Annotated in this window: 14 protein-coding genes and 2 pseudogenes; 11 read left to right on the top strand and 5 right to left on the bottom strand. The window is 63.3% G+C overall.

Annotated elements, in window-relative coordinates:
* The first annotated feature begins 11 nt into the window (after positions 1–11).
* On the top strand, positions 12–2,288 hold the full coding sequence (locus tag ACLLJI_RS12140; RefSeq protein ID WP_434612575.1) for a putative transposase: 2,277 nt from the start codon (positions 12–14) through the stop codon (positions 2,286–2,288).
* Between the two features lie 25 nt (positions 2,289–2,313).
* Positions 2,314–2,925 carry an ISL3 family transposase gene (locus tag ACLLJI_RS12145; RefSeq protein ID WP_434612577.1) on the top strand — a complete coding sequence of 204 codons (612 nt, stop codon included), beginning with the start codon at positions 2,314–2,316 and terminating at the stop codon, positions 2,923–2,925.
* A gap of 27 nt (positions 2,926–2,952) precedes the next feature.
* On the opposite strand, the pseudogene ACLLJI_RS12150 reads toward ACLLJI_RS12145, so the two are convergent.
* Positions 2,953–3,090: pseudogene (locus tag ACLLJI_RS12150) on the bottom strand (ISAzo13-like element transposase-related protein); the annotation flags it as partial.
* Between ACLLJI_RS12150 and ACLLJI_RS12155 the strand changes: the two are divergent.
* The gene (locus tag ACLLJI_RS12155; protein ID WP_434621756.1) at positions 3,091–3,381 is read left to right on the top strand and encodes a hypothetical protein; all 291 of its coding nucleotides are present in this window, start codon (positions 3,091–3,093) and stop codon (positions 3,379–3,381) included. It begins immediately after the preceding pseudogene.
* A gap of 197 nt (positions 3,382–3,578) precedes the next feature.
* Here the strand turns inward: ACLLJI_RS12155 and ACLLJI_RS12160 are convergent, their stop codons facing one another.
* Together ACLLJI_RS12160 and ACLLJI_RS12165 are read right to left on the bottom strand one after the other, a co-directional pair.
* Positions 3,579–3,980 (bottom strand): chromate resistance protein ChrB domain-containing protein, encoded by a 402-nt coding sequence (locus tag ACLLJI_RS12160; protein WP_434612579.1) that lies wholly within the window; start codon positions 3,978–3,980, stop codon positions 3,579–3,581.
* Complete coding sequence (locus ACLLJI_RS12165; protein WP_434612581.1) at positions 3,925–4,518, bottom strand: Chromate resistance protein ChrB; 594 nt, start codon at positions 4,516–4,518, stop codon at positions 3,925–3,927. Before ACLLJI_RS12165 ends, ACLLJI_RS12160 begins: the two co-directional genes overlap by 56 nt.
* 110 nt (positions 4,519–4,628) lie before the next feature.
* On the opposite strand from ACLLJI_RS12165, the gene ACLLJI_RS12170 reads away from it, so the two are divergent.
* The 5 genes and pseudogenes from ACLLJI_RS12170 (at position 4,629) to trxA (ending at position 8,317) form a co-directional block, all read left to right on the top strand.
* Positions 4,629–4,961, top strand: a complete 333-nt coding sequence (locus tag ACLLJI_RS12170) for a hypothetical protein (RefSeq protein ID WP_434612583.1) — start codon at positions 4,629–4,631, stop codon at positions 4,959–4,961.
* 5 nt (positions 4,962–4,966) lie between these two features.
* The gene (locus ACLLJI_RS12175) at positions 4,967–5,980 is read left to right on the top strand and encodes a YncE family protein (RefSeq protein ID WP_434621508.1); all 1,014 of its coding nucleotides are present in this window, start codon (positions 4,967–4,969) and stop codon (positions 5,978–5,980) included.
* Between the two features lie 66 nt (positions 5,981–6,046).
* Positions 6,047–7,230 (top strand): IS3 family transposase gene (locus ACLLJI_RS12180; RefSeq protein WP_434612585.1). Its coding sequence is split into 2 segments (ribosomal slippage): positions 6,047–6,287 and positions 6,287–7,230, totalling 1,185 coding nucleotides; the frame shifts between segments, so codons are not numbered across the junction.
* 524 nt (positions 7,231–7,754) lie between these two features.
* Positions 7,755–7,967: pseudogene (locus tag ACLLJI_RS12185) on the top strand (DUF4193 family protein); the annotation flags it as partial.
* A 23-nt stretch (positions 7,968–7,990) separates the two neighbouring features.
* Positions 7,991–8,317 carry a thioredoxin gene (gene trxA, locus ACLLJI_RS12190; protein WP_434612587.1) on the top strand — a complete coding sequence of 109 codons (327 nt, stop codon included), beginning with the start codon at positions 7,991–7,993 and terminating at the stop codon, positions 8,315–8,317.
* A gap of 317 nt (positions 8,318–8,634) precedes the next feature.
* On the opposite strand, the gene ACLLJI_RS12195 is transcribed toward trxA, so the two are convergent.
* On the bottom strand, positions 8,635–9,108 hold the full coding sequence (locus ACLLJI_RS12195) for a hypothetical protein (RefSeq protein WP_434612589.1): 474 nt from the start codon (positions 9,106–9,108) through the stop codon (positions 8,635–8,637).
* 171 nt (positions 9,109–9,279) lie between these two features.
* Positions 9,280–9,891, bottom strand: a complete 612-nt coding sequence (locus ACLLJI_RS12200) for a hypothetical protein (protein WP_434612591.1) — start codon at positions 9,889–9,891, stop codon at positions 9,280–9,282.
* 153 nt (positions 9,892–10,044) lie between these two features.
* On the opposite strand from ACLLJI_RS12200, the gene ACLLJI_RS12205 reads away from it, so the two are divergent.
* From ACLLJI_RS12205 to ACLLJI_RS12215, 3 genes are all read left to right on the top strand, one after another.
* Complete coding sequence (locus ACLLJI_RS12205) at positions 10,045–11,220, top strand: zinc-dependent alcohol dehydrogenase (RefSeq protein WP_434612593.1); 1,176 nt, start codon at positions 10,045–10,047, stop codon at positions 11,218–11,220.
* A gap of 76 nt (positions 11,221–11,296) precedes the next feature.
* Entirely contained in the window at positions 11,297–11,950 is a 654-nt protein-coding gene (locus tag ACLLJI_RS12210; RefSeq protein WP_434612595.1) for a hypothetical protein, read from the top strand.
* The gene (locus tag ACLLJI_RS12215) at positions 11,940–13,022 is read left to right on the top strand and encodes an SDR family NAD(P)-dependent oxidoreductase (RefSeq protein WP_434612597.1); all 1,083 of its coding nucleotides are present in this window, start codon (positions 11,940–11,942) and stop codon (positions 13,020–13,022) included. The genes ACLLJI_RS12210 and ACLLJI_RS12215 overlap by 11 nt, the downstream gene beginning before the upstream one ends.
* The last annotated feature ends 61 nt before the right edge of the window (positions 13,023–13,083 follow it).

A 13,083-nucleotide genomic window follows, 5' to 3' on the forward strand; every position in this document is an offset into this window, starting at 1 on the left:
GGGAGGGGTGGATGATGGGCGTGATGACATCTCAACTGCCCCTTCCGATGGCCATGGACGCCAGTGCCGTCCCGATTGGTCTGGCGGTGTCGCTGGTCGAGGATGAGACGGGTGGCAGGGCTTTTGTTCATGGGGAACTCTCTTACGCCTGGGATGTCGGGGACACCGCGACGCGCCGGTTCACGGCGGCGAAACTGGCGGACATTAAGGCCGCGTCGGTGGCGGAGATTTCTGCCGCTTTCGGTGTGGATCCGGGCACGTTGTGGCGCTGGCGCCAGGTCCTGGCCATGGATGGGGTGTTGGGTCTGGCCCCGGAAAAGCCGGGCCCGAGGGGGCCCAGCCGGCTGACGGAATCCATGATGTCCGAGATCCGCGCCTTGCGCTCCACCGGCCTGCCACTGCGCGCAGTCGGTGCGAAAGTGGGTGTCTCCGAATTCACCGTCCGGCGGACATTGGCCATGGAAACCGCCGCACAGGAACCGGCCACTGCGCACCCGTCCCGGCAGGACCCGGAAGCCGGTCCCGTCATCACCGAACCGGCGGAAGGGCTGCCGGTTCTGCCGGCTGCGGCGGACCGGTCCGGGGAACGGGCCTGGGCCCGGACCGGGCTGCTGGAATGCGCGGCCCCGGCGTTCGCCCCGGCGGCCCGGGTGCCGTTGGCCGGGCTGTTCCTGGCCCTGCCCGCCCTGGTGAACACCGGATTGCTGGAGTGTGCGAAGGAGGTGTTCGGGGCGTTGCCGAACGGGTTTTACGGTCTGGACACCATCCTCACCGGGGCGGTGTTTCAGGCCCTGGCCGGGGAACCCCGGGCCGAGGGGATAACCCGGATCGACCCGGTCGCGATGGGACGGGTGCTGGGTCTGGACCGGGCGCCGGAAGTGAAAACCCTCCGCCGCAAAACCGCGGCCCTGGCCGGGACCGGCAGGGCCGGGGAACTGCTGACCGCGATGGCAACCAGACACCTGAACGGCAGCGGTGACGAGGAGGGCGGGGGTCTGGCCGCGGTGCTCTACGTTGACGGGCATGTCCGCGCCTATCAGGGCACGAGGAAGATCGGGAAGGTCCATTCCACGAGGTTGAAGTTCCCGGTCCCGGCGACCGAGGAGACCTGGGTCGCCGACGGACACGGGTCCCCGGTGCTGGTGGTCATGGCCGAACCCGGGGCCGCGCTGACCGGGGAACTGCGCCGGCTCCTGCCGACCCTGCGATTGATTATCGGCGATGACCGCAGGGTGCTGGTCGGTTTCGACCGGGGCGGCTGGTCCCCGGCCCTGTTCCAACACATGAGTTCAGCAGGTTTTGATGTGCTGACCTGGCGCAAGGGCACCACCGGGGACATCGACGACTCCCTCTTCAGCGAGGTCACGCACACCGACGAACACGGACAAACCCGGACCTGGGCCGCGGCCGACATCCGGGTCGAGGTGCCTGTCGGAACTACCGGGGAAGTGTTGTCGATGCGCCAGATCAGCCGCAAGGTCAAGGTCCCGGCAGGCGGGTTACGGCAGATCCACATCCTCACCACCGACACAAACCTCGCTACCGGGGAAGCGATTTACCGTATGGGTGCCAGGTGGCGGCAGGAGAACTACTTCCGCTACGCCAGGATCCGCTTCGCCCTGGATTCCCACGACGCCTACACCAGTACCGATGATGATCCGGAACGGTCGGTGCCGAACCCGGCCAAACGCAAGGCCTACCAGAACGTACTTACCGCCAAAACCCGGTACGGGAAGGCCCTCGCCGACACCGATGCCGCGTTGCTGGCGGCCCGGACCCCGGCGCCGGGAACGGCCACGGTCCTGATCACCAATGCCGGGCACAACGCGATCACCGCGGACCTTTTCACCGCCCAAACCGTCTTCGAGGAGGCGCAGGCGGTGCATAAGGAGATCCCGGCCCGGGTACCCCTTGGTGACATCGCCCCGGGCCAGCAGGTCCTGGACACCGAGACGAAACTGCTCACCCACGCGATCCGGATGGCCGCGTTCAACACCGCCACCACCCTGGCCAGGGAGATCCGCACCAACACCGGCTACGCCCGCGCCGACGACGAAGCCCACGCCCTGATCCGGCAGGCCCTCACGACCAGCGGCGACATCGACCCCGGCCGGGACGGCTACCTCACCATCCGCCTCGACCCCCTCCCCACCAAACGGCCCACGGCCGCGATCGCCGAACTCTGCGACCACCTCACCAGCACCGAAACCCGTTACCCAGGCACGGACCGGATCCTGCGATTCGAGACAAAAGAAACGCGAAACGTCGCTCAGCGAATAAAGCGCTAGGTCAGGAGTCCTGGTGATAGAGGCCGTGAGCATGGACATGGGACCGGCTTTTGCCAAGTCCGTGAGGACCAACGCCCCCGGCGCGGTCATCTGTTACGATCCATTCCACGTCATCCAGCTGGCCACCAACGCCTTGGAATCCTTCCGCCGTTCCATCTGGCAACGGGCCCGTGATCTGCCCGATCAGGACATCGCGAAGAAGTTCAAGGGAACCCGCTGGGTGCTGCTGAAAAACCCGCAGAACCTCACCGGGAAGCAACAAGTCACCTTGGCCGGGCTCGAACAGGCCGGAGGGCTTCTATGGGACGCCTACCAGCTCAAGGAATCCCTGAGGGAAGTCTTCGCCGGCGACCTCAACCCCGCTGACGTGATGGAGATGATCACCACCTGGTGCGAACTCGCCGCCACACCCAACATCCGCGAGTTCGCCTGGGCCGCCGCCACCATCCGCTCCCACACCGACGGGATCCACGCCGCCGTCACCAGGCAACTCTCCAACGGCCGCCACGAAGGCCTGAACAACAAGATCAGAACCATGACCCGCAGATCCTACGGATTCCACACCCCAGAAGCCGCTCTCGCCCTGATCATGCTCGCCTGCGGCCCAGTGGAAATCAAACTCCCGTACCAGAAATAACCTGGCCCACACTTACGTCAGGAGAGCCTCTTTTTTCTTGGTGTCGATGCTGATCACCGGCTGGGCGGCGTCTATATGCGCGGCGCTTCGGCTGTTGAGATAGGCGAATTGGGCCTCACGGTCGGGATGGGCAGTTCCCTCGATCTGCTTGGTGTTGGACTGCAGGTGCCCGAGCGTAGCCGTTGGTCGCAGTTGGAGATGTGGCGCAAGGCGGGGAAGTACACGACCGGGCGCGGCATGGTCATCGCGCTGGACCGGGTATCGGAGATCGCTGGGCTGCACTTGGGCGAGGTGGATGTGGCCGGGGTGCCCAAGCGGCGGTTGATCGCTCTGGCGAAGGAGGGCAGGAACGAGACGGCGAACAAGCTTGACCGGTTGCCGTACGAGAAGAAGATCGCCACACTGCTGGCCACGGTGCGATGGCTGGAATTTAGCGCCACCGCCATTTCCAACTGACAGTAGTCGCTCGTAGGTATATTAGAGGGGTGATCTCTTCTCCCGCCGCCCGGTGTCAGTAGGGCCGGATCGCTAACGGCCCGTCTGTGATAGAGCCAGCCCACCCAGCCACCGTGACCAAACACCACCCATTTCTGTGAGTTTCAGAGCTAAATGGCAGGTTTTTGGCAGCGTTAGGTGTCGCCCTGTTGGTTGTGTCAGGCGCTCTCGCGGCCCAGGATGTGGCTGCGCTTGAGGTACTCATACAGGCCGTCAAAGATGGGTCCTGCCGCGGACAGGACTTCGTGGTCGGTGAGGGTCATCGACAGGCCCCTGATGATGACGTCCAGACCCGGTGCTGCCGGGGCGTCGTATCGTTCGTCGTCCAAATCGGCTTCGTGAACGATCTCAGCCAGCTTCCACATGACCGGGTCCTGGATCTCGTACCGGTGAAGCATTGTTTCGAAGGTGCAATCGGCCCCGTGGTGGGTGAGGTCGACGCCGGGCATATCAAAGGCAGTAGCGTCACCCAGGACGTCCGCAGGGTCGGTGAGGAAGATGAATTCAGGGGCCGGGTCGATGAGCCGGCGGATCAGCCAGGCGCAGCCGGCCCGGTCCACGTGCACCCCTGGCCTCGTTGCCCACCTCACCGCGGTCCCCCACTGCCCGGGCTGCTCCCACGACGGCGTCCGTGCGCGCAAGTTCGCCGACCGCCGTGACCGCGACATCACGTTCGAGGGGAGGAAAATAGTCGCGTCTGCCGATTTTGTGCAGCTGTCCGCGCAGGCGCTTCACGGCGCGGCCACGTTCTGGGTCGGCCAGGGTTTGAGCCTGTTGCGCTTCCTGGATCAGGGCGACATATTCCTGGCGGCGGTCCTCCGTCATGGCCTGGGCGATGTTGCGCTCCTGCTGACGGGACGACGGATGCCCCAGCCACACCGTGGCTAAGCCTCCGGCCTGGAGGACTTCGGCGGCGATCCAGTCAAAATGCTCCCGTGTGCGGGCGTCAGCGGGCAAAGCCACGAGGCCGTCGGCCAGCTGCGCCACGCCCAGCCGCTGCAGCCTTCGCCAAACCGCAACCCGGGGGCTCGATGGCTCACGAGGCATGCGGTAACTCAAAAGAACCCAGCCTCCGGGCATCAGGGAATCACTGCTCATCCTAGAATTGTAACCACGGTTGCATCCCCCGCCTGTGCTTGTTAGCGTCGGGTCCGTCACGCACGTCGATCGATGGAGCGGGCGCCCGTGAAAAGTTTCAAGGAGTCCCCATGATTTCCCCGTTGTTGATCCTCCTCTCGGCCCTCCTGACAGCCGTAGCCGTCGGCCTCGTAGCGGGGTTCAGCCGGTGGACTGCCCGCCGGACGCTGATCGCAGGCATCGGGGCGTTGCTGGCCGTCATTCTCTGGCGCCTGATAGCCAATGCCCTGTCGTTGAATGAGGACTTCATGCCGGCCGTCAGCGTGGGAGATGTCGGGTGTCTGATCGCCGGAGCACTTGCACCTGGCGTGGTTGCCGCGGCCGGCAGGGCCTTGCCGCACCAGGTTCTCCCGGCGCTGGCCGGGGGCCTGGCCGCAATTGTCGTCAACGTCATCATCCTGTGAACCTCATGAAGACCGGCACCCGCAGTGGTTCAGGGCCCCGGCACGTCGCGGCCTTCCGCCGGGTATTGCCGGTGTGCGTACTGGCCCTCGTCACCGCATGCTCGGGGCCTGCCCCCGGGCCCGCGTCGGACCTACCACTGACGCCGGTGCAGGACATTTCGTTGCCCGGCGCAGCGAGCCGCCTGGACTACCAGGCCATCGATCCGGCAGCCAAACGGCTGTATGTGACCCATCTCGGGGACGGGACCATCCACGTCGTGGACCTGGACCGGCTGAACGTCATCACCACCATCCCGGGTATCTCCTCCGTCCACGGTATTGCACTGGCCCCGGACCGGCACACGGTCCTGGCTGCTGCCTCGGGAACGAACGAGGCCGCCCTCATCGATACCGGAACTCTCGCCGTCACCGGCCGGGTCCCGACGGGGAACACCCCCGACGGCATCGCCTACGACCCCGTTCACGGCAAGGCCTACGTGTCCAATGAACACGACCATGCCGAGACCGTGATCGACCTTGCCACCGGCCGGGCCAAGGGTTCGATCGAGATCGGGGGCGAGGCCGGGAACACAGTCTACGACCCCGCCAGCGGCAAGATCATGGTCAACGTCCAGAGCACCAACGAACTGCTCACCATCGACCCGGCCACCGACACCATCACCGGCAGGACCCGGCTCAATGACTGCGCCAGCAACCACGGCCTGTACGTTGACGGCGCCAACCGACTGGCCTTCATCGCCTGCGAAGGCAACGCCACACTCCTCGTCCTCAACCTGGACACAGGCCAGGAGACGGGACGCTTCGACACCGGAGACACCCCAGACGTGCTCGCCTTCGACGAGGGCCTGCACCGGCTCTACGCCGCCTCCGAAAGCGGCGTCGTCACCGTTTTCGACGAACAGAACCGGGCCCTGCACCGGAAAGCATCGGCCAAGCTCGCCGATAACGCCCACACTGTCGCCGTCGACCAGGCCACCCACCGCGTCTACTTCCCCCTCCAGGACGTCAACGGCCACTGAGCTGCTGTGGAGTTTTCGGACAGTGGGCCCTCTTAAAATGGGGGTCTACTGAAAGTAGAGATCAGCATGACTGCAGCACGCCGGCGTTTCACCCAGGAGTTCAAAGACGAGTTGTGTCGTGAGGTGATCAACACGTCCAGACCCATCAGGGATGTTGCCACCGCTTACGGTGTCGGCCCCGAGACTCTGCGCAACTGGCTGAACAAATACCGTGAGGCCAACGGGGGCACCGAGACGGACCTGACGTTGCCGGAACGGGCTCGCTTGAAGGAGCTCGAGAGGGAAAATCAGGAGCTTCGAGCCGAGACTCTCTTCTTAAAAAAAGCGGCCGCTTACTTCGCGCGGGAGCAGCGGTAGTGAGCAAGTACGAATACATCGACTCCCAAAAAACTGAGCCCGCCAACCTGAATTCGGTCGTGAAGATGTGCCGCTGGTTAGGCGTCTCGACGTCCGGCTTCTACCACTGGCTGACGCGCCCGCAATCGGCGACTGCCACTCGCCGGAAGGCCCTGATAGCGCGGATCCAACACTATTTCGAGGAGTCTGAAGGCACCTACGGGTATCGTCGGATCCACGCCGACCTCGCCGCGGAGCAGACTGAATGTTCACCCGAACTTGTGCGGCAGCTCATGGGCCAGGAGGGCCTTGTGGCCTGCCAACCCCGGCCATTCCGGGTCACGACCGAGGCCGACGCCTTGGCTGCGGCCAACATGCCCGACCTCGTCAACCGTGACTTCACCGCCACTCGCCCCGGGGTGAAGTTTGTCGGCGACATCACCTACATCCACACCTGGCAAGGGTTCATCTACCTGGCCACCGTCATTGACTGCTACTCCAAGAAGGTCGTCGGCTGGTCCATCGCCGATCACATGCGCACCGAACTCGTCGCCGACGCCCTTAACAACGCCGCCGCAACGACCCTGATAGAGCCGGACGCGATCTGGCATTCCGACCGCGGCAGCGTGTATACCTCGGCCGGGTTTCGGGCCTTGGTGACCGGCTTGGGGATGCGCTCATCGATGGGCCGCACGGGCGTGTGTTGGGATAACAGTATGGCGGAATCCTTCTTCTCGATGCTCAAGAACGAGCGTGTCTACCGGACCGTTTACGCGACGAAATCACAAGCCCGCAGCGACGTGATCCGCTATATTGAGGGGTTTTACAATAGTCGGCGCCGACACTCTGCGCTCGATTACCGACGCCCTAATGAAGTCCACTATGGTTATCAACAGCCAGCCCTTGCAGCGTAGAAGAATCCACCAATTCCGCTGTCCGAATTCCTCGCGGCAGCTCACACCCCGTCCTGCGCGTCATGGACGCGGTACGGTGACCGGCCGCCGAAACCGGCGCCGCTCCGACGGCATGCATGCACACAACCCGGACACCAGCACGAACGGTCCCGCCAAGACTGACACAACCCACACGTTTCCTCGTGAGCTCCTGCACGCCCGGCTCCCGATCCCACCGCCGCGGCAAAACGCTTCCCCCGTACTGCCTGGAACCGGTCCCCTGAGAAGAGCGGCTTTACCTCACCCGGATCTGTCGCAACAGGTGTACTGGGGAAAGCACCCGCTTAACCCCGAGATGGAAGGGCTAGCCGCGACGGTCCACCAGCGACGCCGCGTGAGGCCTTTCCTCCTTGCTCGTAACGATGGGTGCGTGAATGAACGGGCCGGGCTGGGCCTTGACCAGTGCGGGAATAGGCGCAGCATCTGCTGGGTTGTTGCCTGCACACCTGCGATAGTGAAGCTCATCTGAAGGAGAAAACCGCTTCATGGCAACTGATTACGACGAACCACGCGTCAGGGGAGAAGATCAGCCCGTCAATGAGTCGCTCGAAGCGATTCAGGCTCAGCGCAGCGCAACCACTCAGACAGCGGTCATCGACCTCGAGGATAGCGACACGGCTGAAGATTTTGATTTGCCCGGTGCTGATCTGTCGCACGAAGAGCTGCTCATCCAGGTCATTCCCGAGCAGGACGACGAGAACCCAACGAGGGAGAGACAAAGATGAGCACCACAAAAAACGTCACCGATGCGTCGTTCGACGCGGACGTACTTCAGGCCTCGAAACCAGTCATCGTAGATTTCTGGGCAGAATGGTGCGGACCATGCCGCATGCTGTCTCCCATCCTGGACGACATTGCCACTGAGCACGCAGGAAAAGTTGATGTCGTGAAGGTCAATGTGGACGATAACCCCGCGATCGCGGCCAAATACGGCATCACTTCCATCCCCGCCGTCTACGTCTTCAACAACGGCGAAATTGCGGCGACCTCGATCGGAGCGAAACCCAAACAGGTCCTCGAGCAGGAATTCGCGGCCTTCATCAGCTGACAGCTACAAACCAGTACTTGTAATCCACCCCGGATCCACCCCCACCGGCAGTGTTTATCCGGCAGACTTGGAGTGGAACGGCGCGGCTGGGGGACTCCCTCCGTTCCCGGCAACTGCACCTTCCGCGGGGCACGAAACCGGTAGCGATTGTGGGCGCCTGAGACTAGCCCTCCTGGGCGCCCCACTTCATGGCCACGCACCCGCAGTCGTCTTGGCTTTACTGTCTCTTACTCTGTAAATCCAGCGGTCCGGGAGATTCTGGGATCGCGTGCTTCGCTGGCGGATGTCCGGCCTGGGGGTTCCTGCCGGGAGATTATCTAGGATGCTTGGGTTGGTTTGAAAACGTGGTCGTAGAGCACGCCGGTCGCTGCGGCCTGGACGAATTTGTTGACCAAATCCACGGTCCAGTCCTCCGCGGTCCAGGTGCCGGGCTTGTACAGCCCGAGGGCAGTGTTGAGCAGGACATCGCCGGTGTAAACGACGGGGAAAACGACGGCGATTGCTTTGGCTCCATGCAGGCCGGTGTGAGCTGTGACGCCGTAGGCCGAGCCCCACATGGTTCCCAGTGCGAAGTGGGTGACCCAGTTCAGCTGTTCGCGCCCCTGCTGCGTCGTTGGATGGATGGGCAGGATCCGTTCCGCGAAGTCCGCGGGTGCGTAACTGGTTTCGCGCCCGGTCAGAGGCATTTCAACGAATTTCTGGAAGGCCGTCATCACTACGGTCCCGGCGACACCTGCCGCCATACCCCGGACGATCGATCCCATCATGGAAGGCTTTTCTTTAGTAAGCATGCTGTCGATTATTGTCTTGCCTGGCACTATCCGCAACCACCGCAAAAGCCAGTGTGGCCATCATTGATAGAGTTTCAGTGGAGCTTTCGGCGGTATTACCGGTTAAGCCACCCTCCCGGGGGAGGCTTCCCAGGCAGCTGTGTACCGGCCGGTGTTCGTTGGAAGCGGTGTTCATCGAAGGCGATCCGTTGCGCGCAGGAGGATTTCGGTCGTCACGCCGAGCACGACATGGGCGACCAGGCCGCGTGCGTGTGCCTGCCAGGGATACCGGCCCGGTGCGGAGGCAATCCCGGTCAGCGGAGCGGCGGTCTCGTCCATGACCACAAACAACGCCACACCGTACAGGACACCGGATCCGGTGCGCACCGACGGTCGTATCCGGCGTACTGCACCGTAAAGGGCCCCGGGCAGCATGCCCAGAGCATAGTGAAACACGGTCGCGCCCGGTCCCGGCTGTTGGTCGGTCGAGCTGACCCCGCTGACCTGCGTGGCCGTTCTTAACGCGCTGGCAGTGCCGGGCCTGCCCGGTGTGCCCGCCTGCACACCGCGGATCTGGGCTGCGGTTCCCGCATTCTCGGCTGCATCCGCGGGGAAGCGGGCCTGCAGGTCTCGGGTGAGAGTGTGCGTGTTTTCGCTCCGAAGCATGAACCACCCCACCTGGTCCATGGCCCAGACGCCGGCAGCACCCGCGGCAGCACCCGAAACCATATTAAGGCCTGCAGAGCGCAGTCCTGCCACCGGGACTCCTGCCCGGGTGGTGCGGTGGTTATTCAACCCGATCAACCCCTCTTTCCTGGACAGTAATTGCCGACCGATGACTGCCGACCTCTGCGGTGCGAAATTGGACCCAACACAAGCGGTTCCTTTCTTTCCGGCAGTAAACGTGAACATACTGGGACTGATAAGCATACTTACCACAAAGAGGAGCTTGGGATCATGAGGGCACTTACCTGGCAGGGAAAGCGGTCGGTCAGCGTTGAAGAGGTACCGGATCCCATCATCCAGGAACCCACCGACGCGATCATCAAAATCACCTCCACGGCGATCTGCGGCTCGGATCTGCACCTGTATGAGGTACTGGGCCCCTACATGAGCAAGGGCGACGTCCTGGGTCATGAATCCATGGGAATCGTCCAGGAAGTCGGCAGCGCCGTCACGAATCTGAGCGTCGGCGATCGGGTGGTGATCCCCTTCAACATCGCCTGCGGGACATGCCTGATGTGTTCCCTGAACCTGCAGTCGCAGTGTGAAACCACGCAGGTCCGGGAAAACGGGCTCGGTGCGCGCATCTTTGGGTACTCCGAGCTGTATGGTTCGGTTCCGGGCGGGCAGGCGGAATACCTGCGGGTTCCCTTCGCCGATTACGGCCCTATCAAAGTGGGCCATGACCTGCCCGATGTGCGTTACCTCTATCTCTCCGACATCGTGCCCACTGCCTGGCAGGGCGTGCAGTACGCGGGCGTGCCCGACGGCGGCACCCTGGCGGTCTTCGGGTTGGGCCCGGTAGGGCAGTTCGCCGCCCGCGCTGGTAAGCATCTGGGTTACCGGGTCATCGGTATTGAACCTGTGCCTGAGCGGCGTGCCATGGCCGAACGGCACGGCGTGGAAACGTTGGATTACAGCGACACCATTGGCGATGAGCTGCGTGAAATGACCGAGGGCAGGGGCGCGAACTCGGTCCTGGATGCGGTGGGCATGGAAGCCCATGGCTCCCCGGTGGGGGCTTTCGCCCAGCAGGCAGCCGGCCTGCTGCCGGACCCGCTCGCGCAGAAAGCCATCGAGAAGGTTGGGGTGGACCGGCTGAATGTGCTGCATGCCTGCATTGACGCTGTCCGCCGCGGCGGTACTGTCTCGGTCAGCGGTGTTTACGGCGGCATGGCGGATCCGATGCCGATGCTGACCCTGTTCGATAAGCAGATCCAGCTGCGCATGGGCCAGTGCAACGTCAAACGGTGGATCGATGACCTCCTGCCTTTGGTCGAGGATCCTTCCGATCCGCTCGGTGTTACCGATTTGATGACCCACGAAGTCTCCCTGGATGAAGCGCCCGAAGCGTATGAGGTGTTTCAGAAAAAGCAGGACAACTGCATCAAGGTCGTCCTCAAACCCTGATCGACCCCCTCCCCGGCACCCGATTTTTCCGGTGCCGGGGATTTTGCCCTTGAACCGGAGAAAGGACACACTCCAAATGACGCATCCCACAACCACAACCACCGAGAACCTCCCCGACGGACGCACCAGTCCACCGGAGCCCTCCCGTCAGGAGCCCACGGAACCGTCTCCCGTCCTGCCCAGTCCTGCCGGGGACCCGGCCACTGCGCCTGCGCCTGCGCATCATGTGACGCCGGAGCGCAGCATCGCTTTGGATATGATTCTGGGGGCAGCAGCCGGTGCGGCCGGTGTGTGGGCGATGGATCGCGTCGGATGGTTTCTGTACAACCACGAAGATCCCGCCGCGCTAGAACGCGAACACCAGGCCCGGGCCGGCGGCAAGGACGTCGCCCATGCCGCCATCGAAAAAGCAGCCGACATGACAGGAATTGACCTGCCCACCGGTGAACCGAACTCGGCCGGAATAGCAATGCACTACGCGCTGGGGGTCCTGCCCGGAGCCCTCTACGGTGCAGCACGCCATGAAGTCCCGGCACTGCGCGCGGGCTATGGCGCCCTGTACGGATTTGGTTTGTTCGCGCTGATGGATGAAACCGTCGCCCCGGCCCTTGGCATCGCCGCCGGGCCAACGCACTACCCGTGGCAGGCACACGTGAGGGGCCTGGTCTCCCACATCGTGCTGGGCATCGCCACCGAAACCGTCCTGCGGGTTTCCGACCGTGTCCGCTGACCACCACGACCCTGCACCAGCGCCGTACGGCACCGTCGGCATAGACGGCGCCGACAGTGCCGATGGTGCCGTGGTCGTGATCACCGGCGCTTCCAGCGGCATTGGCCGGGCCACCGCGCATGCGTTCGCCAAAGACGGTGCCCGGCTCATTCTCGCGGCCCGCAGTCCCGAAACCCTGCAAGAGGTCGCCGCCGAATGTGCCGCGTACGGGGCGCAGGTCATCACAACGCCCACCGATATCAGCAACGAATCCCAGGTAGTAGCCCTCATGCGCTCGGCAGTTGAAGCCTTCGGACGGATCGACGTATGCGTCGGTAATGCCTCCGTCTATAGTTACGGAACCTTCGAAACCACACCGTCCGACGTGTTCCGCCGAATCATCGAGACGAACCTTCTCGGCCCGATCCACACTGCCCGCGCTGTGCTGCCGTACTTCCGAAGCCAGGGCCGGGGGACCTTGATCATCATCGGATCGGTGTACTCCAAAATCACCTCCCCATACGTCTCCCCCTATGTGACCAGCAAATTCGGGCTGCTCGGTTTCACGGAAGTACTGCGCCAGGAGTTACGAAAAGCCAAAGACATTCACATCTGCCTCGTACTGCCGGCAACAATCAACACCCCCATCTACAAGCACGCCGCGAACTACACCGGCAAGCACGTCCACCCACTACCCCCCGTCATTTCCCCACACCGTGTCGCTAAGGTGATCCTGCGGAACTCGAAACGACCACGGCCGGTAACAGTGGTCGGTCAGATCCAACAAACCATCATCCCGATCCACAGCCTCTTTCCACGGCTCTACGACCAATGCATTAACCCGGTCATGAACCTGCTTACACTACGGAAAGGCCCCACAGCCCCTTCAAACGGTACGGTCTTCACCCCGGACCCCTCAAGCAACCAGATCACCGGGAACTGGCGGACCAGCCGGACCAGACGCTTTGGCGCAGCCGGCGCCATCCTTACCGTCTGGTCATTGATCCGACGCATAAGAGGAGGACAACGCGCCGCTCCAACAAGGAGAAACCATCGCTCGAAAACAAACCACTTCACGCATGATCACAGTTGAGCCCAGCTTGTGCCGGGACGAGCTGAGGCAGTCAGGACAGCCACAAAAGTTGGAAGGATGC

The sequence above is a fragment of the Arthrobacter sp. A5 genome (assembly GCF_051131705.1).
Lineage (GTDB): Bacteria > Actinomycetota > Actinomycetes > Actinomycetales > Micrococcaceae > Arthrobacter_M.

What these genes read in the sequence shown, in the direction of transcription:
- ACLLJI_RS12205 (WP_434612593.1), top strand. Translation starts at nt 10,045, where the DNA reads ATGAGGGCACTTACCTGGCAGGGAAAGCGGTCGGTCAGCGTTGAAGAG.
- trxA (WP_434612587.1), top strand. Translation starts at nt 7,991, where the DNA reads ATGAGCACCACAAAAAACGTCACCGATGCGTCGTTCGACGCGGACGTA.
- ACLLJI_RS12195 (WP_434612589.1), bottom strand. Translation starts at nt 9,108, where the DNA reads ATGCTTACTAAAGAAAAGCCTTCCATGATGGGATCGATCGTCCGGGGT.
- ACLLJI_RS12175 (WP_434621508.1), top strand. Translation starts at nt 4,967, where the DNA reads ATGAAGACCGGCACCCGCAGTGGTTCAGGGCCCCGGCACGTCGCGGCC.
- ACLLJI_RS12210 (WP_434612595.1), top strand. Translation starts at nt 11,297, where the DNA reads ATGACGCATCCCACAACCACAACCACCGAGAACCTCCCCGACGGACGC.
- ACLLJI_RS12140 (WP_434612575.1), top strand. Translation starts at nt 12, where the DNA reads ATGATGGGCGTGATGACATCTCAACTGCCCCTTCCGATGGCCATGGAC.
- ACLLJI_RS12165 (WP_434612581.1), bottom strand. Translation starts at nt 4,518, where the DNA reads ATGAGCAGTGATTCCCTGATGCCCGGAGGCTGGGTTCTTTTGAGTTAC.
- ACLLJI_RS12170 (WP_434612583.1), top strand. Translation starts at nt 4,629, where the DNA reads ATGATTTCCCCGTTGTTGATCCTCCTCTCGGCCCTCCTGACAGCCGTA.